We start from the raw sequence: 24,677 nt of genomic DNA on the forward strand, positions 1-24,677 counted from the left end.
AATCACTTTTTTTCGGTTTGCCGCTTGTTTTTTTTTTTTATTTGTGTGTGGGGGGGGGTGGGGGGGGGGGGGGGGGTGGGGGTGGGGGGGTGCGGCCCCCCCCCACGACCACTGAATTCCCTGGCCTGAGCGAAGTACTCAGTACTGGCGCTGGGGGAGCGCGGCCTTCGCCTGCTCCTGCGTGAACGTGCCCTCCTCGGTCACGACGCGGTTCGGCACCTCCTCACCCGCCACGACCTTCTTCGTGAGCTCCATCAACTGCTTGCCCAGCAACGGGTTGCACTCGACGATGAAGTTGATCTCGCCGTTGGCCAGCGCCGTCATGCCGTCCTTCACCGCGTCCACGGTGATGATCTTGATGTCCTTGCCGGGCACCTTGCCCGCCGCCTTGATCGCCTCGATCGCGCCCAGGCCCATGTCGTCGTTGTGCGCGTACACCACGTCGATCTTCGACTGGGACTTGAGGAACGCCTCCATCACCTGCTTGCCGCCGGACCGGGTGAAGTCACCGGTCTGCGAGGCGACGACCTTGATGTCGCCCTTGGCCGCGATCTTCTCCTCGAAGCCCTTCTTGCGGTCGATCGCGGGCGCCGCACCGGTGGTGCCCTGCAGTTCCACCACGTTCGTCGGGCCGGAGGCGTTCGCGACCAGCCAGTCGCCCGCCTTGCGGCCCTCCTCGACGAAGTCGGAGCCGAGGAACGTCTTGTAGAGCGAGGTGTCGTCTGAGTCGATCGAGCGGTCGGTGAGGATCACGGGGATGTTGGCGCGCTTGGCTTCCAGCAGCACCGTGTCCCAGCCCGTCTCGACGACGGGGCTGAACGCGATCACCGACACCTTCTGCTGGATGTAGGAGCGGATCGCCTTGATCTGGTTCTCCTGCTTCTGCTGCGCGTCGGAGAACTTCAGCTCGATCCCGGCGGCCTTGGCCTCGTCCTGGATCGACTTGGTGTTCGCGGTGCGCCAGCCGCTCTCGGCGCCCACCTGGGCGAAGCCCATCGTGATGGTGCCGCTGCCGGACGAGGCGGTGCCGCCGCCACCTCCCGAGCCGCACGCGGTGAGCGCGCTCAGCAGGACCACGCCGGCAATTGTCGTGACCTTCTTCAGCACTGGGATTCCTCCGGTGTGACGACGGTGTCGCGGAGCCTGACCGCCTGTCCTCGGCTGCCAGGTGCACAAGAGTGAACGCTCACAACTGCCGCGTCAAGACCTTGCCAGTAACAAGCACGCAGCCCTATGTTAACGCTCACTTCCGAGCTTGGGGAGGAACCCTGTGTCCCGCAAGCACGTCCTGATGAGCGCCGCACTCGCGGCCTCCCTGCTGGTCGCCGTTCCCGGATCCGGAGCGGCCGCTGAGACCGACTACACGCTCAAGATCGACGCCACGCAGAAGGGCGCCTCGATCGACGACTCGATGTACGGCGTCTTCTTCGAGGACATCAACCGCGCGGCCGACGGCGGCCTGTACGCCGAGCTCGTGCAGAACCGCTCGTTCGAGTACGACCCCGCGGACAACGCGGGTTACCACGGCCTGACGTCCTGGGCGCCGCACAGCGGCACGGTCGACGTGGCCGACGACGGCGAGCGCCTGAACGAGCGCAACCGCCGTTACCTGAAGCTCGGTCTGCCCGCCGGCGTCATCAACTCCGGCTACAACAGCGGAATCGCCGTGCGAGAAGGGCAGCGCTACGACTTCTCCGTCTGGGCGCGCGCTGATCAACAAGCTCAGCTGACCGCCACGGTCACCGATCCCGCCGGCACCGCGCTGGGCGACCCGGTGAAGGTCCAGGTCCGCGGTGACGGCTGGACCCGGTACAGCGGCACGATCCGCGCGAAGAAGTCCACCACGACGGGCAGGCTCCTCGTGACCGGCGGCGGTGCCGGGACCCTGCGCCTCGACATGATCTCGTTGCTGCCGCAGGACACCTTCAAGGGGCACGGCCTGCGGCGCGACCTCGCCGAGAAGGTCGCCGCGCTGAAGCCCGGCTTCGTCCGGTTCCCCGGTGGCTGCCTGGTCAACACCGGCAGCCACTACGGCTACGACGCGCCGGGCTTCGAGCGCCGCCGTTCGTACCAGTGGAAGGACACCATCGGGCCGGTCGAGCAGCGCGCCACGAACTGGAACTTCTGGGGCTACAACCAGTCCTACGGTCTGGGCTACTACGAGTACTTCCAGTTCTCCGAGGACGTCGGCGCGATGCCGTTGCCCGTCGTGCCCGCCCTGGTCACCGGCTGCGGCCAGAACCGCGCCACGGACGACCCCGCGTTGCTGGCGCGGCACGTCCAGGACACGCTCGACCTGATCGAGTTCGCGAACGGCCCCGCCGACTCGGTCTGGGGGCGCAAGCGCGCGGAGATGGGCCACCCCAAGCCGTTCGGGCTCACCCACCTGGCCGTCGGCAACGAGGAGAACCTGCCCGACGAGTTCATGGCGCGCTTCGTCCAGTTCCGCGACGCCATCAACGCCAAGTACCCCGGCATCACCGTCGTCAGCAACTCCGGCCCCGACGACGCCGGCGGCACGTTCGACCGATTGTGGCAGCTGAACAGGCAAGCCGGCGTGAAGATGATCGACGAGCACTACTACAACAGCCCGAGCTGGTTCCTGGAGAACCACAACCGTTACGACTCCTACGACCGCAACGGTCCGAAGGTGTTCCTCGGCGAATATGCCTCGCAGGACAACAAGTTCTTCAACGCGCTCAGCGAAGCGGCGTTCATGACAGGGCTCGAACGCAACGCCGACGTCGTGAAGCTCGCCTCTTACGCGCCGTTGCTGGCGAACGAGGACTACGTCCAGTGGCGCCCGGACATGATCTGGTTCAACAACCACGCGTCGTGGGGCTCGGCGAGCTACGAGGTGCAGAAGCTCTTCATGAACAACGTGGGCGACCACGTCGTGCCGAGCACCGCGTCCGCCACGCCGTCGACCCAGTCGCCGATCACCGGCGCGATCGGGTTGTCGACGTGGGCCACAGCCGCGACCTACGACGATGTGAGCGTTACCAGTGCCTCCGGCGAGACGTTGTTCAGCGACGACTTCTCCGGTGGTGACTCGAAGTGGACGAAGTCCGCTCGTGGCGCGTGGAACGTCGTGAACGGTGCCTACGTCCAGTCCGACGCCGCCGCCGAGGACACGCTCGTCACGGCGGGGGACAAGAGCTGGCGCGACTACACGTTGAACGTCAAGGCGGTGAAGCAGTCCGGGCGTGAAGGCTTCCTCGTCGCGTTCGGCGTGCAGGACACCGGCAACTACTACTGGTGGAACCTGGGCGGCTGGAACAACACCCAGTCGGCCGTGGAGAAGGCCGTCGGTGGCGGCAAGAGCACGCTCATCTCCAACGGCACGCGCATCGACACGGGCCGCGCGTACGACGTGCGCGTCGAGGTCCGCGGACGGCACGTCGCGCTGTTCCTCGACGGGCAGAAGTGGGGCGAGTTCACCGACGACAAGGTCGCCGAGCCGTTCCGCCAGGTCGTCACCCGCGACCTCGCCACCGGTGAGTTGATCGTCAAGGTGGTCAACGCCCAGGACAACGCCGCGCGTACTCGCATCGACCTCGGTGTCCCGGTGGCCCTGACGGCGCGGGTGACCGTGCTGCAGGGCCGTGCCGACGACGTGAACACCGAGTTCACCCAGCCGATCCGCCCTCGCCTGGACCAGGCGCGGGTGGCGAGCAGCTTCACGCACACCTTCCCGCCGAACTCCGTCACGTTCCTCCGGATCAGGAGCCGCTCGTGATCAACCGACGATCTCTGCTGGCCACCGGCGGTCTGCTGGCCGCGACCGGTGCGCTCACGTCCGCCGCGCCCGCCGCCGTCGCCGCCGCACCCGAGGCGGAACTGCCCACCCGCAACCCGCTCGTCGAACAGCGCGCCGACCCGTTCGTCACGCCGCCGACCGACGGCATGTACTACCTGACCGGGTCGGTGCCGGAGTACGACCGCGTCGTCATCCGCGGCGCGTCCACGTTGGACGGTCTGTCCGCTGCCCGTGAGCGCACGATCTGGCGCCGGCCGTCGTCGGGCACGATGGGCGGCTACATCTGGGCGCCGGAACTGCACCGCATCGACGGCAAGTGGTACGTGTACTTCGCGGCGGGCGACAAGGACGAGCCGTTCCGCATCCGCACCTACGTGCTGGAGTCCCCGAACGCCGACCCGCGCGAGAGCGGCTGGGTGCTGCGCGGGCAGATGGTGACGGCGTGGGACACGTTCACACTCGACGCGACCACGTTCGCGCACCGCGGCAAGCGCTACTTCCTGTGGGCGCAGAGCGAGCCCGGCATCGCCACGAACTCGAACCTCTACATCGCCGAGATGGCCTCACCGCTCGCGTTGAAGACCGCTCCCGTGCGCATCGCGACGCCGACGCTGTCGTGGGAGGTGCAGGGCTTCAAGGTGAACGAGGGGCCCGCGGTGCTGATCCGCAACGGCCGGGTGTTCGTGACGTTCTCCGCGAGCGCGACCGACGCCCGCTACTGCATGGGCCTGCTGACCGCCGACGAGAACGCGAACCTGCTCGACGCGCGGTCGTGGACGAAGTCGCCTTCGCCGGTGTTCACGACCAATGCGGCGACCTCGCAGTACGGGCCGGGGCACAACTCGTTCACCACGGTGGGTGCCTTGGACGTGCTCGTCTACCACGCTCGCGACTACCGCGACATCACCGGCGATCCGCTGTTCGACCCGAACCGGCACACCCGCGTGCAGAGAGTGCACTGGAACGCGGACGGCACGCCGTCGTTCGGCGTGCCGGTGGGGAAGGGCGGCCCGATCGTGCGGCTGTCGCCTTTGGACGCTCCGTCGCTGGTGGTGCGGCACTACGAGTACCGGCTGCGGGTCGACGGCAACGTCCGCGAGCTCGGCGACACGCAGTTCCGGTTCGTGCCGGGGTTCCTGGGCGCCGGCACGGTCGCCCTGCAGTCGGTGAACTTCCCGGACCGGTACGTGCGCGGCGATGTGCTCCGCATCGACCCGTTCGAGGACACCGACGCGTACGGCCGCGCGGCGAGCTTTGTTCGCGTTCCCGGGCTTTCGGACTCCGGCGCGGTCTCTCTGCGTGCCGGTGCGGACACGTATCTCGCACACGACAACGGCCGGCTGGTGTTGTCCAGACCAGGCGGCGACCGCGACGCGCGCCGACGTGCCACATTCCGCCTGGAATGAGTGGACAATGAGCACTGCATCGAAGCCGAACTGGTGTTATCGCTAACATCACCGGCGCAGATCAAGGATCGGAGACCGCTAGTGGAGAAGACCTCGCGTGACCCCGCGATGACCGATGTCGCACGACTCGCCGGGGTGTCGCACCAGACGGTCTCGCGTGTGCTCAACAACCACCCGAACGTCCGCGAACAGACCAGGCTGCGCGTGCAGGCGGCCATCAAGGAGCTCGACTACCGCCCCAACCGCGCGGCCCGCGCCCTCGTCACCGGCAAGACGCAGCTCATCGGCGTGGTGGCGCAGAACTCGACGCTCTACGGCCCGGCCTCCCTGCTGTCCGCCTTCGAGGAGGCGGCGGGCGAGGCCGGGTTCAACGTCAGCGTGGGCAGGGTCAAGGTCCTCGACCGCGACTCGATCGCCGCCGCCGTCGAACGCCACCGCGACCAGCGGGTGGCGGGCATCGTGGTGATCGCCCCGAACTCCTCGGCGGCGGACGCGCTGGCGGACGTCCCGGCAGGCGTCCCGCTCGTCACCGTAGACGGCGACCCCGACCGCCCGACGCCCCTGGTCACGGTGGACCAGGCGATGGGCGCGTTCGACGCGACGAAACACCTGCTGGACGCGGGCCACGACACGGTGTGGCACGTCTCCGGCCCCGCGGACTGGTTCGACGCGGCCGGCCGAGTGGACGGCTGGCGCTCGGCCCTCGACGCCGTCGGCGCCGAGGTCCCCCCGGTCGTGTCCGCGGACTGGAGCGCCGCCTCCGGCTACCGCGCGGGCCAGATGCTGGCCAGGATGCCCGAGGTCACGGCCGTGTTCTGCTCGAACGACCACCTCGCCCTCGGCGTGCTGCGAGCCATGAGCGAACGAGGCCGCAACGTCCCGCACGACGTGAGCGTCGTGGGGTTCGACGACGTCCCCGAGGCCGCGTACTTCATCCCGCCGCTCACCACGGTGCGCCCGGACTTCGCCGCGGTGGCCCACGAGACGCTCGGGCTGCTGCTTGAGCAGATCAGCGACGGCGAGACGACCCGGCCGCAGCGCGCGGTGGCGCCGATGCTGGTGAAGCGGAACAGCGTGGCCCCGCCGCCCCGGTAAGCGACGGCCGGTACCCGGTACGCGGCAGTGTCGGGCGGACTGGCGGGCGCTGGCCTGGCGGTCTGCGGGTGATGGTGGGCCGGACTCAACCGGGTCGCGGTTGACGGCCGCTGTCGCCTCCTGCCCGGCCACGCGGCCTCAAGCCGGCTCGCCCCACCTCCCGCCCGCTCCCGACCTCTCGTCGACCCGCCCCATCTCCGCTCCGCGCCCATCACCGGCCTCCCGTCCCACACCCGCCACGGGCCTCCCGGCCTTGCGGCCTCCCGCCTCACCTCTCGCCCGAAGGTCGCCTCCTGCCTGGCCGCCCGGCCTCGCACCGACCCGCCCAACTCCCGGCCCGTGCCTGCCAGCGGCCTCCCGTCCCGCGCCCGCCACGGGCCTTGCGGCCTCCCGCCTCACCTGCCGGTCGACGGTCGCCTCCTGCCTGGCCGCCCCACCTCGCACCGGCCCGCCCTACCTCCCGCCCACACCCGCCACCGGCCTCCAGCACCTTGCCGCCGTCCAGACCGCCCACACCCGCCATTCCTCCCCACCAAGTCCCGCCACCGCGGCCTGGGGCCGCGGCCGCCGCCCCAACCAGCCCCCAAGCGCGGTCCCGTTTGTCGTGCGCTCACCTCCCGGCACAATTCGCTCCCTCCCAGCGAAATCACGATGTCCGGGGCACACCTTGACTCCCTGATTGTTAGCGATAACACTCAGGTCGTGACTGACATGACGATCGACCGCGACGCGTGCGTGGTGGGTGTCGACTTCGGCACGCTGTCCGGCCGCGCCGTGGTCGTGCGCGTCCGCGACGGCGCGGAGCTCGGCACCGCTGTGCACGACTACCGCCACGGCGTGGTGGACCAGGTGCTGCCCGCCACCGGCCGGCCGTTGCCGCCGGAGTGGGCGCTGCAGGTCCCGTCCGACTACGTCGACGTCCTGCGCACCGCCGTCCCGCAGGCCGTCGAGGCGGCCGGGATCTCCGCGGATCAGGTCGTCGGCATCGGCACGGACTTCACGGCCTGCACGATGGTTCCGACAGCGGCGGACGGCACGCCGTTGTGCGAGCTCGAAGAGTTCAAGGAGAACCCGCACGCGTACGTGAAGCTGTGGCGTCATCACGCCGCCCAGCCTCAGGCCGACCGCATCAACGAGCTGGCCCGGCAGCGCAAGGAGCCGTGGCTCGCGCGGTACGGCGGGCTCATCTCGTCGGAGTGGGAGTTCGCCAAGGGGCTGCAGCTCCTGGAGGAGGCCCCCGAGGTCTACGCCGCCACCGCGCACTGGGTCGAGGCCGCCGACTGGATCGTCTGGCAGCTCACGGGTAGGTACACGCGCAACGCCTGCACCGCCGGCTACAAGGGCATCCACCAGGACGGCGCCTACCCGGCGGAGGAGTTCCTCAAGGACCTCAACCCCGAGTTCGGAAACTTCGTCGGCGACAAGCTCGACCACCCGCTGTCCGCCCTGGGCGACAAGGCGGGCACGCTCACGAGCCAGGCCGCCGGGTGGACCGGGCTCCGGGAAGGCATCGCGGTCGCGGTCGGCAACGTCGACGCGCACGTCACGGCACCGGCCGCGCAGGCAGTGGGGCCGGGGCAGATGGTCGCGATCATGGGCACCTCCACGTGCCACGTCATGAGCGGGGCCGAGCTGCGCGAGGTGCCGGGCATGTGCGGCGTCGTCGACGGCGGCATCGTGCCGGGGCTGTGGGGGTACGAGGCCGGGCAGAGCGGCGTCGGCGACATCTTCGCGTGGTTCCTGCGCAACCAGGTGCCGCCTAGCTACCACGAAGAGGCGCACGAGCGCGGCATCACCGTGCACGAGCTGTTGTCGGAACTGGCCGCGCAGCAGGAAGTCGGCGAGCACGGGCTCGTCGCGCTCGACTGGCACAGCGGCAACAGGTCCGTGCTGGTCGACCACGAACTGTCCGGTGTGGTCGTCGGCCAGACGCTCGCCACGAAGGCCGAGGACGTCTACCGCGCGCTGCTCGAAGCCACGGCGTTCGGCACGCGCGTCATCGTCGGCACCTTCACGGACGCGGGGGTCCCGGTCACCGAGCTCGTGATCGCGGGCGGCCTCACCAAGAACACGTTGCTGATGCAGATCTACGCCGACGTGCTGAACCTGCCGCTGTCGGTGATCGGGTCGGCGCAGGGGCCCGCGCTCGGATCGGCGATGCACGCCGCGGTCGCCGCGAACGCGTACGAGAACATCCGTGAGGCGGCGGCGAAGATGGGATCGGTGCGCCGCAACGTCTTCGTGCCCGACGAGAAGAACGTCGAGGCGTACGAACGGCTCTTCCGCGACTACCAGGAGCTGCACGACTACTTCGGCAGGGGCGCCAACGACGTCATGCACCGGCTGCGCGGGTACCGCCGCGCCGCCCTGGAGGGGAAGAGCTGATGTCGCCCACCGCAGAGCTGCGGCGCACGGTCGCCGAGCTGCACCGCGAGCTGACCCGCTACGAGCTGGTGAGCTGGACCGCCGGCAACGTGTCCGCGCGCGTGCCCGGCCAGGACCTGATGGTGATCAAGCCGTCCGGGGTGTCCTACGACGAGCTGGGTCCGCACGCGATGGTCGTGACGGACCTGCACGGCACGCTCAAGGAAGGCGAGCTGGCGCCGTCGAGCGACACCGCGGCGCACGCCTACGTGTACCGGCACATGCCGAACGTCGGCGGTGTCGTGCACACCCATTCCCCTTACGCCACGGCGTGGGCGGCGCGCGGTGAGCCCATCCCGTGCGTGCTCACGATGATCGCGGACGAGTTCGGCGGCGACATCCCGGTCGGGCCGTTCGCGCTGATCGGCGACGACTCGATCGGCAAGGGCATCGTGGACACGCTGAGCACCAGCAGGTCCAAGGCCGTGCTGATGCGCAACCACGGGCCGTTCACCGTCGGTGAGACGGCGGTCAAGGCTGTGAAAGCCGCGGTGCTGCTGGAAGACGTCGCCCGCACCGTCCACTTCGCACTCCAGCTCGGCAAGCCGGACGTGATCGACAAGCAGCACGTCGACCGGCTCTACGAGCGCTACCAGAACGTCTACGGCCAGTGAGCCCAGAAGGAGAGCACATGCCGGACAAGCCCCAGATCTGGTTCCTCACCGGCAGCCAGCACCTCTACGGCCCCGAGACGCTCGACCAGGTCGCGGCCCAGTCCCAGCAGATCAGGCGGATGCTCACCGACTCCGGCCGGATCAGCGCGGAGATCGTCTGGAAGCCGGTGCTGACCGACTCCGGAGCCATCCGCGCGGTCATGCAGGAGGCGAACTACGACCCGTCGTGCGTCGGCGTGATCGCGTGGATGCACACGTTCTCGCCGGCGAAGATGTGGATCACCGGGCTCGACCTGCTGCGCAAACCGCTGCTGCACCTGCACACCCAGCTCAACGAGGCGCTGCCGTGGTCCACGATCGACATGGACTTCATGAACCTCAACCAGGCCGCGCACGGCGACCGCGAGTTCGCCTACGTGCAGACCAGGATCGGGGTGGCGCGCAAGACGGTCGCCGGGCACGCGAGTGATCCCGTGGTGGCCGAGCGGATCGACGGCTGGGCCCGTGCCGCGGCCGGTGTCGCGCACCTGCGCGGCCTGAAGCTCGCCCGCTTCGGCGACAACATGCGCGACGTCGCCGTGACCGAGGGCGACAAGGTCGAGGCGGAGCTGCGGTTCGGCGTCTCGGTCAACACCTACGGCGTCAACGACCTCGTGGCCGTGGTCGACGCGGTGCCCGATGCCGACATCGACCTGCTCGTCGCCGACTACGCCGAGACCTACCGCCTGAGTCCGGAACTGACGCGCGGGGGCGAGCGGCACGAGTCACTGCGGTACGCCGCCCGCATCGAGATCGGCCTGCGGTCCTTTTTGGACGACGGCGGCTTCGGTGCGTTCACCACGAACTTCCAGGACCTGGGCGGGTTGCGGCAGCTGCCGGGCCTCGCCGTGCAACGGCTGATGGCCGACGGCTACGGCTTCGGCGGTGAGGGCGACTGGAAGACCTCCGCGCTGCTGGCCGCGGTGAAGGCGATGGGCACGGGAACCGGCCGCGGCACGTCGTTCATGGAGGACTACACGTACCACTTCGGGCCCGGCGAACCGAAGATCCTCGGCGCGCACATGCTGGAGGTCTGCCCGACGATCGCCGCGGACCAGCCGTCCTGCGAGATCCACCCGCTGGGCATCGGCGACCGGGAGGACCCGGTGCGGCTGGTGTTCGACGCCGCGCCCGGCCCCGCCGTCGTGGTCGGGCTGGCCGACATGGGCGACCGCTTCCGGTTGGTGGCCAACGAGGTCACGGTCGTCCCGCCGGACGAGCCGCTGCCGAAGCTGCCGGTCGCGCGGGCCGTGTGGCGGCCGGCGCCGTCGCTCTCGACGTCCGCCGAGTGCTGGCTCACCGCGGGCGGCCCGCACCACACGGTGATGACGCAGGCCGTCGGAGCCGAGGTGCTGCGCGACTTCGCGCAGATGGCCGCCACGGAGCTCGTGCTGATCGACTCCGCGACGACCCCCGCCTCGTTCACCGACCGGCTGCGCTGGAACTCCGCCTATCACCGCCTGGCGCTGGGGATCAGCTGACGCGCGTGGAACTCGGCGATCTGCCGCCACATCGCGACGGGGTTGGAGTACATGGGGAGCTGCCCGCTGTGCGGGATCTCCGCGAGCTCCACCCCGTTGGCGTCCAGCAGCGGCAGGTAGGACAGTCCGGCGCACTGCTCGCCGTAGAGGTACATCCGCGGGCACGGCAGGGAGAGGAACTTCCGCAGCAGGCTGCCGTGGTCGGCCTGCTCGACCATTGAGCGGAAGAAGGGGGACACGGCACCGCGGCGGACCTTGCTCGGGAGGTTCGCCGCGTACAGGCCGCCGCCGTAGCAGGACGACTCGCGGGTGCGCTCGGCGAGTCCGAAGAGGAACTCGCCGGGATCGCGGTGGTTCAGCGCCTCCCTGCTCAGCACGCAGTCCTCGGGCGCGAGGACGCCCTTGATGTTCACGAAGCTCAGCACCCGGCCCGGCTCGCTGTGCGCCAGCAGGAGCGCGGTGAGGGCCCCGGTCGAGTGCGCGACGACGTGGAACCGGCCGATGCCCGCGCGTTCCAGCACCGCGCGGGCGGTGTCGACGAGGAACGGCAGGTCGATCGCCCCGAGATCGGCGCATTCCGTTGCGCCGCAACCAGGTGCGTCGTAGGCGAGGAACCGGCGCCCTGCGAACTCGTGCCGGTGCGTGATGTCGAGGTAGTCCTCCTTGCTCGTGCCGAAGCCGTGCAGGAGGACGACGGGATCACCGGAGCCTTCGCGGCGCACCGAGGCGATCCTGAGGTTCACCCCGTGGACGCGGAGCGGGAGCTGCTCGTGCATCACTCTGGCTGCCGACGGCATGACTGGTACCCCGGTTTCTCGCAGGTGCGGGACTGCGGAATGATCTGCGAGCATGCCAGCGCCTGTGAACGCTCACAAGTAGTTGAACCTTTCATTTTCCCGGTCCGTATTCCCCTTGTGCCGGCAGAAAACGTCCCCTACTCGTGAGGTTCGGATATGTCGAGAGCGCATGCACGACCGCAACGGAGCAAACGGGTGATCGTGGCCGGACTGGGTGTCGCGGCGACGCTGACCGCGGTGACCGCGGCCGTGGCGTTCGCCGGAGGGGAGACCGCGACGGGTGCCGTCGTGTGCCCGCGGCCGGTCGTCCCCGCGGTGCCCGCCGCCGCCCAGGCCGAGGTGCAGCGGGAACTGGCGAACCTGGACAAGCAGATCGCGGAGGCCAACGAGCGGCTCCGCACGTCGGCCGGTGAGGGCGGGCCGAACTTCGTGCAGAACGCGATCCTCGGCCCGTTGGCGAGCAAGCGCGTCGCGGCGCTGAACCGCATCGAGACCGCCATCGGGCGGGTCGCCGAGAAGCCGGAGGGCCTGGAGAGGTTCGCGACCTGCGGACTCGGGCAGGCTCCCGCCGTGTCCGAGCCGCCGGCGACCTCGAAGCCGACTTCCAGCGGTTCCAGCGCCCCGGTCGCCGGCGGGGCGATCGAATGCCCGCTGCCCGTGGTCCAGGACGTGCCGGCCGCCGCGCGGGCCGAGGTCGACCGTGAACTGGCGAACCTCGGCAAGCAGCTGGCCGAGGCGAACGACCGGCTGCGCACGTCGGCCGGTGAGGGCGGGCCGAACTTCGTGCAGAACGCGATCCTCGGCCCGCTGGCGAGCAAGCGCGCCGCTGCGCTGGACCGGATCGCGATCGCCATCGGCCGCGTGCAGGCGCGGCCCCAGGGGCTGGAACGCTTCGCCACCTGCTCGCTCAAGTAACTCTCCTCGGGGTTCGAGCGAGCGGCTGCCCACAGGGGCGGGCGTTCCCAGGAGGCCTGCCGGACGGACGCGCCTCCGTCCGGCAGGACCTTGACGCACCAGTGGGTTCTCGATAGTTGTTAGCGTGAACATCGCGCGTTCAACGGAGAACCGATGACCAGACTCCCTGCTCTGCTCGCGGCTGTGGCGCTCACGCTCTCCACCGCGACCCCCTCCACGGCCGCCGTCGACGCCGTCACGGTGAGGCCGGATCCGACGTACCAGCAGGAGCCGTTCCAGGGCTGGGGCACGAGCCTGGTGTGGTTCGCCAACGCGACCGGCGGCTATCCGGACGAGATCCGGAACCGGCTGGCCGATCTGCTGTTCGGCGAGGACGGGCTCAACCTGAACATCGCCCGCTACAACATCGGCGGCGGCAACGCCCCGGACGTGCCGGAGTACCTGCGGGCGGGTGCCGCGGTGCCCGGCTGGTGGAAGGCGCCGGCGGGAACAACGCGGGAGGACACCGACTGGTGGAAGCCCGGCGATCCGCGTTTCTTCGACGCGGCGGCGGATCCACGTCAGCGCTGGTGGGTCGACCGGATCAAGCAGGACGTGACCAGGTGGGAGTCGTTCAGCAACTCACCACCCTGGTTCCAGACCGTGAGCGGCTACGTGTCCGGGGGCTTCGACCCGAACGCGGACCAGTTGCGGGAGGACAGGATCGGCGACTTCGCCGCCTACCTCGCGCAGGCGACCGCGGAGCTGGAACGCGCCCACGGCATCAGGTTCGCGACGGTCGACCCGTTCAACGAGCCCAACACCCCCTACTGGCGCACGACGCTCGGCCCTGACGGCAACCCGACGGGCGGACGGCAGGAGGGCGCGCACATCGGTCCCGCGCTGCAGGCGAAGGTCGTGCCCGCGATGGCGGAGGCTTTGCGCGCCGGCGGGCTGAAGGCGGTGGTGTCGGCGCCGGACGAGACCAATCCCGGCATCTTCGCCGACGACTGGGCGGGTTATCCCGCCTCGGTGCGCGCACAGGTCGGTCAGTTGAACGTGCACACCTACGGCACGGGTCGCCGCACGTCCGCTCGCGACATCGCCAAGGGCGCGGGCAAGCCGTTGTGGATGAGCGAGGTCGACGGGCACTGGGGCTCCGGGCAGAGCTTCACGAGCATGGACCCCGGTCTCGGTATCGCCGAGCGCGTGATCGACGACCTGCGCGAGCTGGAACCCCGCGCGTGGCTGCTGTGGCAGGCGGTCGAGGACTACAACAACATGCGGCCCGGCGCGGAGTCGCCGGACGGCATGAACTGGGGCGTGGTCCAGATCCCGTTCGACTGCGGACCGGGGGACACCCTGGCGACGTGCCCGGCGCGCGTGAACACGAAGTTCCACGCGCTGCGGAACTTCACCCACTACGTCAAGCCAGGCGACCGGCTGGTGAAGGTGAACACCACGACCGACGTCGCGGCGGTGCGCGGCACCGAGCTGAAGTCGGTGGTGCACCTGAACAAGACCGACCAGGCGCGGTCCGTGACGCTGGACCTGTCGGCGTTCGGCTCGGTGCGGCCGGGCGCGACCGTCCGTCCGGTCGTGACGGACCAGCACGGCGCGTTGGTCAAGGGCGCCGCTGTGAGCGTGCACAACGGCAAGGCGACCCTGTCGGTGCCCGCCAGGTCGGTCACCACGTTCGAGGTGAGCGGGGTGAGCGGGGTGAACCGCGCGGCGGGGCTGGGCGGGGAGTACCGGCTCACCGGCGTGCAGAGCGGCAAGTCGCTGGTGCCGTCGGGCACCTCGCTCGTCCAGCGGACCACCGACCTCGCCGCGGCGGACCAGGTGTGGCGCGTGGAACGGCGTTCGGGCGGCTACGACCACCGCGCCCAGTTCTCGATCGTCAACGCCGCCACCGGCCAGCGGATCGCGGTGAACGGAGCCGACGTCGTGCTGAGCGCTTCGGACGGTCCGGCCGCCAGGTGGGTGCTGTCGTCGACAGGGGACGGCACGTGGACGTTCGTGAACGCCTCCACCGGCAGCCTTCTCGACGTGATCGGGGAGTCGCGTGAGGACGGTGCCAGGATCGGTTCGTACCACGCCACTTCGGGCGCCAACCAGCGTTGGACAGCCGTTGCGCGCGGCTAGCGGCCTGCTAGTGCTGCTCCTGCTCACGGGCTGCTCGCCGGAGCCGGCCGCGCAGCCGGCGCCGCTCACCAGCACGCCGCGGAAGCCGCCGACGCTGGTCAACGAGCTGGTGCGGTCGGAGAGCGTGCTGCACTTCGTGCGGGACGTGGTCGACGGCCGGACCGTCGAGCTGGCGGACGGCACGAAGGCGCGGATCGCGCAGCTGGCGGCTCCGCCTGCCTGCGGCGAGGCGGGCGCGCTCACGTTCGCCAGGACGACGTTGCTGGCCAGTGCGGTCCGCATCAGCCCGATGCTGTCGGGCGACGTGAAGCTGGTGCTCGAAGACGGCACCGACTACGCGTTGCTGGCGGTGCGGCAGGGTGCCCTGCGCGCGGAGGGCGTGGAAGGCGGGGCTTTGCTGACCGCCGAGTCCGAGGCGGCCGCGGCCGACCGGGGGCTGTGGGGACCGCCCTGCGACGGTCCGGTCGCCCCGCCTCCGACGACGACCACGGTCCGGCCGGCGCCCCGCCCGACGACCACCACGACGCGTCCGCCCGCGCGGACGTGTGCCGTCTCCTACCGCCTGGCAGGGCAGTGGCCCGGCGGGTTCCAGGCGCATGTGACCGTGCGCAACACCGGCACGGCAACGATCACCGGCTGGGCCGTGCGGTGGGCCTTCGGCAGCGGACAGGTGATCACCGAAATGTGGAACGCGACGCCACGGCAGTCCCGTGGAACCGTTGACGCTGTGAACGCTCACTACAACACGCGAATTCCGCCGGGCGGTTCGGTGGAGATCGGGTTCAACGGGTCGGCGCAACGCGGAAACGCCGCTCCGGAGGCGTTCTCGCTCAACAACCAGCCGTGCTCGGTCGAATGATCACGCGCTGTCCCGCACTACGAGCGCCGACGGGTAGAAGGTCGCCCCGGAGGTGTCGCGGCGGTCGAGCACGGCCTGGGCCGCCGCGGTGGCGATCTCCTCCACCGGGTGCGTGCTCGTCGTGAGCGCCGGACGGCTGAGGCCCGCGAACGCGATGTCGTCGAACCCGGCGACCGCCACGTCGTCGGGCACCCGCACGCCGAGCGCGTGCAGTCCGTCGAGGACACCGAGAGCGGTGAGGTCGCTGAGCGCGAACACCGCGTCGGTGTCGGGCCACCGCGCCATGATCTCGATGGCGGCGTCGGCGCCCCGTGCGGCGGTGAAGTCACCGGGGACGACGCGGGGTTCGGTGCCGGTCTCGCGCAGCACGTGCTGGTAGGCCTCGACGGCGCGGTCGCCGCAGGGCAGCCACGACGGTCCGGTGACCATCGCGATCCGACGGCGGCCGGTGCGCGCCAGGTGCCGCACGACGCCGTCGGTGCCCGCGCGGTTGTCGACGTCGTAGGAGGGGACGTCCCTGGCGCCGACCCCGACCGAGGCGACCCGTCCGCGCAGGGTGCGCGGCACGGTTTCGAGCGCCGGTCGCGTCGCGTTCACGACCACGAGTCCACCGAGCCCGCGGCCGTCGGCGAGGCGGGCGAGTGAGCCGGGGTCGTGCAAGGGTAGCCAGTGCAATGAGACACCGACCTCGCGCTCGGCGGCGACGTGCGCCGCCGAGGTCAGCACCCGCCCGACGTACGGGTCGTCGAGCACGGCCGCGGTGTGGCCGATGACGGCGATGGCGAGCCGGGTGCCGGTGCGGGTGACCAGCGCGCGGGCGGACGCGTCCGGTACGTAGCCGAGTGCGGTCACCGCGGCGGCGACCCGGTCCCTCGACCGCTGCGATGCCGGTCCCTGTCCCGTGACAACACGTGAGGCGGTGGCCCGGGACACGCCCGCGGCCCGTGCCACGTCATCCAGCGTGGCGGTGCGTTCAGCCGTCATCTCAGCAGTATTGCGGTGGAAGCGCTTCCATGTGTGGGATAAGAACTTCTGTATCGAGAGAGGGAGGGACCGGGATGTCGGTCACGGTGCCGCGCAGTCAGGTCCGAGCCGCCGCCGCGGGGGTCGCGGTGACCTTCGGGCTCAACGGCGTGGCCGTGGCGACCTGGTTCGCCCGCGTGCCCGCCGCCCGCGACGCGCTGGGCCTGACGCCGGGTGCGCTGGGGTTGCTGCTGCTGTCGATGTCGGCGGGCGCCTGCCTGGCGATGCTCACCGCGGGCGAGGTCACGCACCGCCTCAGGCCGAAGCGCACGGTGTCCGTGTCGGCGGCGACCGTCGCGGTGGGACTGGCGGTGGCCGGCGTGGGCATCGGCGCGTACCCGTCGGCCGTCCTCACGGCGATCGGCATCTTCACCCTCGGCTACGGCTCGGGCCTGTGCGACGTGGCGATGAACGTCGAGGCCGCCGAGGTGGAACGCGCACTCGGCAAGACGGTGATGCCGCGCTTCCACGCCATGTGGAGCCTCGGCACGGTGGCCGCCGCCGGCCTCGCGTCGTTCGTCGCCTGGGCGGCACTGTCCGTCACCGCGCACCTCGTCGTGGTCGCTCTCATCGTGGCCCTCGGCACGCTGCTGGCCGCGCGGACGTACCGGTTCGCCGGCGAGGCGGAGCACGGTTCCGGCAGCGGCGTCATGGCCGCGTGGCGCGAGCCCCGCACGTTGCTGATCGGCCTGCTCGTGCTGGTGCTGGCGTTCACCGAGGGCACCGCGAACGACTGGGTGGCGGTCGCGTTCATCGACGGCTACACGGTCGACCCGGCTTTGGGCGCGCTGGTGTTCGGCGTGTTCGTCACGACCATGACGTTCGGCAGGATCTTCGGCACCATCGCGCTCGACCGGTGGGGCCGCGTGCCGGCGATCCTCGTGTCGATGGTGCTGGCGGCGTCCGGCGTGACGCTCGCGGTGTTCGCCGGGTCGCCCGCGGTGGCGATCGCCGGTGTCGCGGTGTGGGGGCTCGGGACGGCACTCGGGTTCCCGGTGGGCATGAGCGCGGCGGCCGACGATCCGGCGCGGGCGGCGGCTCGGGTCAGCGTGGTGGCGGTCATCGGGTACACGGCGTTCCTGGCGGGGCCGCCGTTGGTGGGGTTCCTGGGGAACGAGGTCGGGGTGCTGCGGGCCTTGCTCGTGGTGCCGGTGTTGTTGCTGCCCGCGCTGGCGCTGGTGCCGATGCTGCGCCCGGTGAAGGACTGACACGCAACTCACCGCGATCGCGGGCCGATAGCACCTGACCGACGCCGCGACGAGCCTGGTGTTCGCCGAGGAGGCGACGGAGTCGGTCACCCAGGGCCGGTACCGGTTCTACGCGTTGCTCAAGGACGGCGGCCGCGACCGGTGGCAGGCGTACCGCCTCGCCCCGGAGGAACTGGCGCCACGCGTGATGGCCCGCCTCCGCGAGCTCGGCGGCCAAATGAACTGAAACGCCCACTCGTTCGACGGCATTCGATTCGAACAATCGTCGAATACCGAGTCGAATTGTCGAATGAATTCACTTCGTTGACGCACGGCGGACGCATTCGTAATACTCGTTTCACGATCGTGGACGGTGTTCAAGAATGTGAATCCTTTCTGAAGGGTATTCCGTCATGCGGCTTTTCGTCAGCGCGCTGGTTCTGGCCTGCGCGGGGACCGGGGTGGTCCCGGCGCACGCCCACGACCCGGCCCGGCAGGTGCTGGCCGCGGGGGACGGCTGGGCCTCGGCCGGGCCGGGCACGAGCGGGGGAGCGAAGGCTCCTGCGGGGAACGTGCACGTGGTGCGCACGCGCGCCGAACTCGTCAGGGCACTGGCAGCCCCCGGCCCGAGGATCATCAAGGTCAGAGGTGTGATCGACGCCAACACGGCGGACGACGGCACGCCGTTGCGGTGCCAGGACTACGAGACGGACGGGTACACGCAGGCCGCGTACTTCGCCGCCTACGACCCGGCGGTGTGGGGCTGGGAGCGTGAGCCCGAGGGGCCGTTGGAGGAGGCGCGCAAGGCGTCGGCCAAGAAGCAGGAAGCGACGATCGCGCTCGACGTTCCTGGTGACACCACGATCATCGGGCACGGCAGGGGTGCCGGGATCACGGGCGGCAGCCTGCGGATCCACAACGCGCGCAACGTGATCGTGCGCGACCTGACCTTCCGCGACACCCGTGACTGCTTCCCGCAGTGGGATCCGACGGACAACAGTCCCGGCTCGCCGCCCGGCAACTGGAACTCGCTGTACGACTCGGTGTCGGTCCAGCGCTCGGAGAACGTGTGGGTGGACCACAGCACGTTCACCGACCAGCCGAACCCGGACAGCGCCCAGCCGCTCCACTTCGGACGGCCCTACCAGGTGCACGACGGGCAGCTCGACATCACGAACGGCGCCGACCTCGTCACGGTGTCCCGCAACGTCTTCGCCGAGCACGGCAAGACCATGCTGATCGGGTCGTCGAACAGCTCGACGGTCGACCCCGGCAAGCTGCGGGTCTCGGTGCACCACAACGTCTTCCGCGACGTGCTCGAACGCGCGCCGCGGGTGCGGTTCGGGCAGGTGCACGTCTACAACAACCTGTACGAGGGCGCGCAGACCTACAGCTGGGGCGTCGGCGTGCAGTCGCAGGTCTACGCGCAGAACAACTTCGTCCGGGGCATCGCGCCGGAGGAGGTCGTCTACAACTGGGGCGGCACCAGGATCACCGACGTCGGCAACCTCGCGAACGGCAGGCCGCTGAGCTTCGTCGACGCGCACAACGCCGCGTTCCCCGACAAGGCGCTCGGCACGGACGCCGGGTGGACGCCGACGCTGAACCGCGGACTTGAGCCCGCGCACCGGATCCGGCACCTGAAGGCGGGCGCGCACCGGTGAGGACCCGCACGTGGGCGCCCTACGCCCTGATCGCCCCGACGCTGGTGCTGATGGCCGTGTTCCTGGTCTACCCCATCGCCAGCGTCGGGTGGTTCAGCCTGCGCCAGCACACCGTCACGCAGCCGTGGAAGAACGGCTTCATCGGGTTCGAGAACTTCCGCCGGATGTTGTTCGAGGACCAGCTGTTCTGGCAGAGCCTCGCGTTCAGCGCCAAGTGGGTCGTGGTCGAGGTCGGCCTGCAGTTGGTGCTGGGGCTGGTCCTCGCGCTGATCGTCAACGAGACGTTCGTCGGACGGGCACTGGCGCGGGCGCTGGTGTTCTCGCCGTGGGCGGTGTCCGGGGTGCTCACCACCGGCATCTGGATCCTGCTCTACAACCCGTCCACGGGCATCTTCCAGCAGCTCGCGCAGTGGGGCATCGGTGATCCTGGCACGTCGGTCCTCGGTGACCCGGGGACCGTGTTCGAGGCCACCGTCGTCACCGAGCTGTGGCGCGGGGTGCCGTTCTTCGCGATCCTGCTGCTCGCCGACCTGCAGACCATCCCGAACGACCTGTACGAGGCCGCGTCCGTCGACGGCGCCGGGCGGTGGCGGCGGTTCGTGAGCGTCACGCTGCCGCACCTGCGGGACGCGATCGTGCTGTCCACGTTGCTGCGGGCGGTGTGGGAGTTCAACAACGTCGACCTCATCTACACGCTCACCGGCGGCGGGCCGGCGAACCAGACCACCACGCTGCCGCTCTACGTGGCGCGCAAGGCCGTCGACTCGCACGACTTCGGCTACGGCTCGGCGCTCACCATGGCGGGCTTCGTGATCCTGCTGTTCTTCTCGATCCTCTACCTGAGGCTGTCCAAGTTCGGGAGCCGGGCATGACCCAGACGCTGATCCGCCCGGAGACCCCGGTCGTGCCACCGCCTTCGCCGCCACGGCGCAGGAAGCAACGCGACCCCGGCCGGTACCTGAGGCTGCACCTGCCGCTGGTGCTCTACCTGCTGTTCACGCTGATCCCGTTCTACTGGATGCTGGTGTTCGCGCTGAGGCCCGCGGGGGAGACCTCGCTCGTGCCGTGGCCGATCACGTTCGAGCACTTCGACACCGTGTGGAACGGCGTCGGCTTCGGGTTGTTCTTCCAGAACAGCCTGATCATCGGGCTCGGCACGCTCGTGGTCGTCACCGTGTTCGCGCTGATGGGCGGCTACGCGCTGGCGCGCTTCAAGTTCCGCGGCCAGCGGGTGTTCCTGCTGGCGTTGCTGTGCACGCAGTTCATCCCCGGCGCGATGATGCTGATCCCGCTGTTCGTGATCTTCAAGTCCGCCGGGCTGCTGAACAGCCTCACCGGCCTGATCATCGCGGACACCGCGTTCCAGCTGCCGCTCGCGCTGATCCTGATGAGCGGGTTCGTGCGCAACGTGCCGGTCGAGCTCGAAGAGGCCGCGATGGTCGACGGGTGCACGCGGCTGCGCGCGTTCTTCGCGGTGACGCTGCCGCAGCTCAAGCCCGCGCTCGTGGCCGTCGGGTCGTTCGCGTTCATCGGCGCCTGGAACAACTTCCTGTTCGCGCTGATGTTCGCGAGCAAGCAGGACAAGTTCACGCTCCCGGTCGGGCTGAGCTACGCGCTGGGGGAGTTCAACACCGACTTCGGGGCGCTCGCGGCCGGTGGCGTCGTCGCCGCCGTGCCGGTCGTGCTGGTTTTCGCCGTCGTGCAGCGGTTCCTCGTGCAGGGGCTGAGCGCGGGTGCGGTCAAGGGATGAGGGAGAGATGATGAAGAGACTGCTGGTCGCGCTCGCGCTCGTGGTGAGCGCGTGTTCCGCCGGGCAGGACGGTCCCACCACGATCACGTTCTGGGACAACAACGGCGGCCCCGGCCGCACCCCGATCTACACCGAGCTGATCAAGCGGTTCGAGGCGGCGAACCCGGACGTCAAGGTCGAGTACGTCGGCATCCCGAGCTCGTCGGTGCAGCAGAAGTACGACACGGCCATCGCGGGCGGCGCGACACCGGACGTCGGTGGCGTCACGACGTCCTACCTCGCCCACCTCGTCGGGCAGGACGCGCTCGAACCCGCCGACGACCGGATCGACAACGGCGCGCTCAAGGGAAAGTTGTTGCCGGGCCTGCTGGAGACCGTGCGGCAGACCTCGCCCGACGGCAAGCTCTACGCCGTTCCCGCGTCCGGCAACATGGACGTGATCTGGTACCGGTCCGACAGGTTCGAGGAGAACAAGATCCCCGAACCGTCCACCTGGGACGATCTGGCCAAGGCCGCCACGCAGCTCACCAAGGCGGCGGACAACCAGTACGGCTTCACCATCCGCGGTGGCGCGGGGTCGATCTTCCAGCTGCTGTCGGAGGCCTACTCCTACTCCGGCGTCGAGAAGTTCTACGACGGCGGCAAGAGCACGGTCGCCGACCCGCGCAACGCCGAACTGGTGCGCAAGGTCGCGGAGCTGTACAAGAAGGCCACCCCCGAGGCCGACGTGAACAACAACTACACGCAGATGGTCGCCCAGTTCACCGGCGGCACGGTGGCGATGATGCACCACAACCTCGGCTCGACCGCCGACGTGATGAAGGCGCTCGGCCCCGAACGCGTCAGCGCCATGCCGCTGCCGAAGGGACCGTCGGGCAAGCGGACCGTGGTGCCGAACCCGACCGACGGCTTCGCCGTGTTCAAGGGTTCCAAGAACCGTGATGCCTCCTGGAAGTTCGTCGAGTTCCTCACGTCGGCCGAGAGCAACGGCTACTGGAACGAGAAGGTCGGCCAGATCCCGGCGAACACCGACGTGCGCGGCGCCGAGTGGATCCAGAAGAACCCGGCCGTGAAGATGGCGCTCGGCGTGCTGGAGGACCCGGCGACCGTGCTCGTGCCCGCGCCGGTCTACCTGCCGGAGTACTCGTCGATCACCAAGACCGACACCGAGCCGCTGTACCAGAAGGTGTTGCTGGGCCAGATGCCCGCGCAGGAGTTCCTCGACCAGCTCGCGGCCAAGCTCACCACCGCCCAGCAGGACTGGGAGAAGCGCAAGTGATCGAACGGGTGGTGGTGCGGACGTTCAAGACCACGGTGGCCACGTCCGTCGACCCGGAGGGCCACCGGCACCCGGCGCCCGAGCACGAGGTCGTCGAGGCGCTGCTGGAGGTCACCGACACCGACGGCGTCACCGGGTACTGCCAGGTCCAGCCCGACCAGGTGCGTCCCGCCGTGCTGGACAAGCACGTCCGGCCGGTGCTGCTGGGCCAGGACCCGTGGGACCGCGAACGGCTGTGGCGGCTGCTCGCGCGCCGGCAAAGGGGATCGCACGGCGGGTTCACCGACCGTGCGCTCGGGTTCGTGGACCAGGCGCTCTGGGACCTCGTGGCGCGCAGGGTGAACCTGCCCGCGTGGAAGCTCGCCGGCGGCGCCCGAGACCGGATACCCGCCTACGCCAGCACGATGTGCGGCGACACCGACGGCCTTGCGACACCGGCCGACTACGCGGACTTCGCGAAACACCTGGTGTCGGTGGGATACCGGGCGATCAAGCTGCACACCTGGATGCCGCCGATACCGGGCGCGCCGAGCGTCGCGCGCGACGTCGAGGCCTGCCGGGCCGTGCGGGAGGCGGTCGGACCGGACGTCGCGCTGATGCTCGACGCGAGCCACTGGTACTCGAGAACCGACGCGCTGCGCCTCGGCAGGGCGTTGCAGGAGCTGGACTTCTACTGGTTCGAGGAACCGATGGAGGAGGCCTCGGTCAGCTCCTACCGGTGGCTGGCCGAGCAGCTGGACATCCCCGTGATCGGCCCGGAGGTGGCGTGGGGCAAGCACATGACCCGCGCCGAGTGGGTCAGCACCGGGGCGTGCGACATCCTCAGAGCGGGCCCGGCGGGCAGCGGCGGCATCACACCGGTGCTCAAGACCGTGCACCTCGCGGAGTCGTTCAACGTGGACTGCGAGATCCACGGCAACGGGTCGGGCAGCCTCACCGTGCTCGGCGCGACCGACGCCGGCCGGTGGTACGAGCGCGGCCTGCTGCACCCGCACGTCGACTTCGACCGGGTCCCGCCGCACCGGAACTCGATCGCCGATCCGCTGGACGAAGAGGGGAACGTATCGTTTCCGGAGATATCCGGAATCGGTGACGACTGGAATTTCGAACACATCGGAGTTCACACTCTTGAAGTGTGGTGAGAAATCGAAGTTCTTATTATCGAATATCTTCGAATTGGTTGACCGCTCTGCCCGGTGCTGGTTTCGTGAGTTCTACCGCCGCTCACCTGATTTGGGAGCGTGAATGAATTCGAAACGTGCAGCACTGATTTCCGCGGCCGCGCTCGTCATCGGCGTGGTCTCCATTCCCCAGGCGACCGCCGCACCGTTCGGGCTGGTCGGCTGGGCCACCCAGGGAGGAAGCACGACGGGTGGTGGTAGCGCCACCCCGGTCACCGTGACCACGGCGTCCGCGTTCGTGGCGGCCGCGAAGGCGTCCGGCTCGGCGGTGATCAGGGTCTCCGGGACGATCTCGCTGTCGAGCATGACGAAGGTGGCCTCGAACAAGACCATCGAGGGTGTCGGCTCGTCGTCGGCGATCACCGGTCAGGGCCTGAACATCGCCAACGCCTCGAATGTGATCGTGCGCAACCTCAACTTCAAGAGCTGGGGCGACGACGCGATCAACGTGCAGTACTCGACCCGCGTGTGGATCGACCACAACACCTTCTCCAACGGCTACGACGGTGCGGTCGACGTCAAACGCGCCTCGGACTACGTCACGGTGTCCTGGAACAAGTTCACCAGTCACAACAAGACGATGCTGCTGGGCCACAGCGACGACAACGGCTCAGAGGACCGCGGCAAGCTCCGGGTGACCTACCATCACAACTGGTTCGCCGGCACCCAGCAGCGCCACCCGCGCGTGCGGTTCGGCAACCCGGTGCACGTCTACAACAACTATTACGGCGGCGTGACCGACTACGGCGTCGCGTCGACCGTCGAGGCCGGTGTCCTCGTCGAGGGCAACTACTTCGAGAACACCGAGGACCCGTTCCACCGCGGTGAGGGCAGCTCGCCCGGCGGTTCGCTGGTGGCGCGCAACAACCACTTCGTCAACTCCGGAACGGGCGACCAGGGCGGTTCGGTCAAGAGCCTTCCCTACTCGTACCCGCTGGACAGCGCGAGCAGCGTGAAGAGCGTGGTCACGGCCGGTGCCGGAGCCGGGCGCGGCTGATCAGACCAGGGGGCGCCCCCAGCGGCGCGGGCGCCCCCTTCCTCGCCTGGGACCGCTCCCAGAATTCCACTCGAAGGGAGCA

General features: G+C 69.6%; 20 protein-coding genes. 17 read left to right on the forward strand and 3 right to left on the reverse strand.

What is annotated here, in order from left to right; genetic code table 11:
- Positions 1-138: 138 nt before the first annotated feature.
- A complete protein-coding gene (locus ACFWN2_RS00005) occupies positions 139-1,107 on the reverse strand; it encodes an ABC transporter substrate-binding protein (RefSeq protein WP_382423845.1) in 969 nt (322 codons plus the stop codon).
- A gap of 163 nt (positions 1,108-1,270) precedes the next feature.
- On the opposite strand from ACFWN2_RS00005, the gene ACFWN2_RS00010 reads away from it, so the two are divergent.
- The 6 genes from ACFWN2_RS00010 (at position 1,271) to araA (ending at position 10,819) form a co-directional block, all read left to right on the forward strand.
- Entirely contained in the window at positions 1,271-3,739 is a 2,469-nt protein-coding gene (locus tag ACFWN2_RS00010) for an alpha-L-arabinofuranosidase C-terminal domain-containing protein (protein WP_382423846.1), read from the forward strand.
- Positions 3,736-5,166 carry a family 43 glycosylhydrolase gene (locus ACFWN2_RS00015; protein WP_382423847.1) on the forward strand — a complete coding sequence of 477 codons (1,431 nt, stop codon included), beginning with the start codon at positions 3,736-3,738 and terminating at the stop codon, positions 5,164-5,166. Before ACFWN2_RS00010 ends, ACFWN2_RS00015 begins: the two co-directional genes overlap by 4 nt.
- A 108-nt stretch (positions 5,167-5,274) precedes the next feature.
- Positions 5,275-6,261, forward strand: a complete 987-nt coding sequence (locus ACFWN2_RS00020; RefSeq protein ID WP_382425560.1) for a LacI family DNA-binding transcriptional regulator — start codon at positions 5,275-5,277, stop codon at positions 6,259-6,261.
- A gap of 711 nt (positions 6,262-6,972) precedes the next feature.
- Complete coding sequence (gene araB / locus ACFWN2_RS00025) at positions 6,973-8,646, forward strand: ribulokinase (RefSeq protein ID WP_382425562.1); 1,674 nt, start codon at positions 6,973-6,975, stop codon at positions 8,644-8,646.
- Complete coding sequence (locus tag ACFWN2_RS00030; protein WP_382423848.1) at positions 8,646-9,299, forward strand: L-ribulose-5-phosphate 4-epimerase; 654 nt, start codon at positions 8,646-8,648, stop codon at positions 9,297-9,299. The genes araB and ACFWN2_RS00030 overlap by 1 nt, the downstream gene beginning before the upstream one ends.
- A 17-nt stretch (positions 9,300-9,316) precedes the next feature.
- On the forward strand, positions 9,317-10,819 hold the full coding sequence (gene araA / locus ACFWN2_RS00035) for an L-arabinose isomerase (protein WP_382423849.1): 1,503 nt from the start codon (positions 9,317-9,319) through the stop codon (positions 10,817-10,819).
- On the opposite strand, the gene ACFWN2_RS00040 is transcribed toward araA, so the two are convergent.
- On the reverse strand, positions 10,792-11,616 hold the full coding sequence (locus ACFWN2_RS00040; RefSeq protein WP_382423850.1) for an alpha/beta fold hydrolase: 825 nt from the start codon (positions 11,614-11,616) through the stop codon (positions 10,792-10,794). The genes araA and ACFWN2_RS00040 overlap by 28 nt on opposite strands.
- 195 nt (positions 11,617-11,811) lie before the next feature.
- On the opposite strand from ACFWN2_RS00040, the gene ACFWN2_RS00045 reads away from it, so the two are divergent.
- From ACFWN2_RS00045 to ACFWN2_RS00055, 3 genes are all read left to right on the forward strand, one after another.
- Positions 11,812-12,531: a hypothetical protein gene (locus ACFWN2_RS00045; RefSeq protein WP_382423851.1), complete on the forward strand. Its 720-nt coding sequence runs from the start codon at positions 11,812-11,814 to the stop codon at positions 12,529-12,531.
- Between the two features lie 153 nt (positions 12,532-12,684).
- Entirely contained in the window at positions 12,685-14,655 is a 1,971-nt protein-coding gene (locus ACFWN2_RS00050; RefSeq protein ID WP_382423852.1) for an RICIN domain-containing protein, read from the forward strand.
- Positions 14,656-14,665: 10 nt separating this feature from the next.
- Positions 14,666-15,514, forward strand: a complete 849-nt coding sequence (locus ACFWN2_RS00055) for a cellulose binding domain-containing protein (RefSeq protein WP_382423853.1) — start codon at positions 14,666-14,668, stop codon at positions 15,512-15,514.
- Here the strand turns inward: ACFWN2_RS00055 and ACFWN2_RS00060 are convergent, their stop codons facing one another.
- Positions 15,515-16,498, reverse strand: coding sequence for a LacI family DNA-binding transcriptional regulator (locus tag ACFWN2_RS00060; RefSeq protein ID WP_382423854.1), 984 nt, complete (start codon positions 16,496-16,498; stop codon positions 15,515-15,517). It lies immediately after the preceding gene.
- Between the two features lie 74 nt (positions 16,499-16,572).
- On the opposite strand from ACFWN2_RS00060, the gene ACFWN2_RS00065 reads away from it, so the two are divergent.
- The 8 genes from ACFWN2_RS00065 (at position 16,573) to ACFWN2_RS00100 (ending at position 24,595) form a co-directional block, all read left to right on the forward strand.
- Entirely contained in the window at positions 16,573-17,745 is a 1,173-nt protein-coding gene (locus ACFWN2_RS00065) for an MFS transporter (RefSeq protein WP_382423855.1), read from the forward strand.
- Between the two features lie 58 nt (positions 17,746-17,803).
- The gene (locus tag ACFWN2_RS00070) at positions 17,804-17,971 is read left to right on the forward strand and encodes a hypothetical protein (RefSeq protein WP_382423856.1); all 168 of its coding nucleotides are present in this window, start codon (positions 17,804-17,806) and stop codon (positions 17,969-17,971) included.
- Positions 17,972-18,137: 166 nt separating this feature from the next.
- Positions 18,138-19,388 (forward strand): polysaccharide lyase family 1 protein, encoded by a 1,251-nt coding sequence (locus ACFWN2_RS00075; protein WP_382423857.1) that lies wholly within the window; start codon positions 18,138-18,140, stop codon positions 19,386-19,388.
- Positions 19,385-20,260 carry a carbohydrate ABC transporter permease gene (locus ACFWN2_RS00080; RefSeq protein ID WP_382423858.1) on the forward strand — a complete coding sequence of 292 codons (876 nt, stop codon included), beginning with the start codon at positions 19,385-19,387 and terminating at the stop codon, positions 20,258-20,260. Before ACFWN2_RS00075 ends, ACFWN2_RS00080 begins: the two co-directional genes overlap by 4 nt.
- On the forward strand, positions 20,257-21,138 hold the full coding sequence (locus tag ACFWN2_RS00085; protein ID WP_382423859.1) for a carbohydrate ABC transporter permease: 882 nt from the start codon (positions 20,257-20,259) through the stop codon (positions 21,136-21,138). The genes ACFWN2_RS00080 and ACFWN2_RS00085 overlap by 4 nt, the downstream gene beginning before the upstream one ends.
- 7 nt (positions 21,139-21,145) lie before the next feature.
- Positions 21,146-22,417, forward strand: coding sequence for an ABC transporter substrate-binding protein (locus ACFWN2_RS00090; RefSeq protein WP_382423860.1), 1,272 nt, complete (start codon positions 21,146-21,148; stop codon positions 22,415-22,417).
- Entirely contained in the window at positions 22,414-23,559 is a 1,146-nt protein-coding gene (locus tag ACFWN2_RS00095; protein ID WP_382423861.1) for an enolase C-terminal domain-like protein, read from the forward strand. Before ACFWN2_RS00090 ends, ACFWN2_RS00095 begins: the two co-directional genes overlap by 4 nt.
- A 103-nt stretch (positions 23,560-23,662) precedes the next feature.
- Positions 23,663-24,595 carry a polysaccharide lyase family 1 protein gene (locus ACFWN2_RS00100; protein ID WP_382423862.1) on the forward strand — a complete coding sequence of 311 codons (933 nt, stop codon included), beginning with the start codon at positions 23,663-23,665 and terminating at the stop codon, positions 24,593-24,595.
- Positions 24,596-24,677 lie beyond the last annotated feature (82 nt).

This window comes from Lentzea sp. NPDC058436 (assembly GCF_042721515.1).
Classification (GTDB): domain Bacteria; phylum Actinomycetota; class Actinomycetes; order Mycobacteriales; family Pseudonocardiaceae; genus Lentzea.